This is a genomic window from Streptomyces californicus (assembly GCF_000717645.1).
In the GTDB taxonomy this organism is placed as follows: Bacteria; Actinomycetota; Actinomycetes; order Streptomycetales; family Streptomycetaceae; genus Streptomyces; species Streptomyces californicus.
This window is the reverse complement of sequence record NZ_JNZZ01000085.1, coordinates 1-386: the sequence shown is the minus strand read 5'-3', so window position 1 is coordinate 386 and position 386 is coordinate 1. Positions and strand designations below refer to the sequence as shown.

General features: G+C 67.4%; 1 protein-coding gene. It reads right to left on the bottom strand.

What is annotated here, in order from left to right; all coding sequences use genetic code 11:
• The coding region (locus tag IF19_RS1000000137915) for a hypothetical protein (RefSeq protein ID WP_032788777.1) at positions 1–386 on the bottom strand (386 nt) is incomplete at both ends.

The following is a 386-nucleotide window of genomic DNA, read 5'->3' as shown; positions in this document are numbered from 1 at the left end:
CTTCCTCAGGCCGGAAATCAGCGGATTGGCAGCTTCTGCCGCTGCGAGGTCCTCCTTGTACCTGGCGCAGGGGCGCTTGAGGGGCCCATCCGCTGCCACCAAGCCCGCGTAGACGATCTGCGGGCCATCGGCGGAGTATCGGGCGGGGACCATCGGCCGAACAGTGCAATGCGCGTTCTTGCGTTGCTCCTCCTGTTCCTCAAGAAGGCTGTCGATCTCGGTGGTGCCCACCGCCAGGGCATCGACATAGGCGGTGGCGAAGCTTTGGAATCTGACCGTGGCCCGCCCGCCCGAAGCGTTGGCCCGCTGCTGTGCCTCCGCGGCGGCCTTCGCGTCGGCCTGGACGAAGGCCGCTCCGGCCGATGTGTCGCGGCACGAGATAGTGC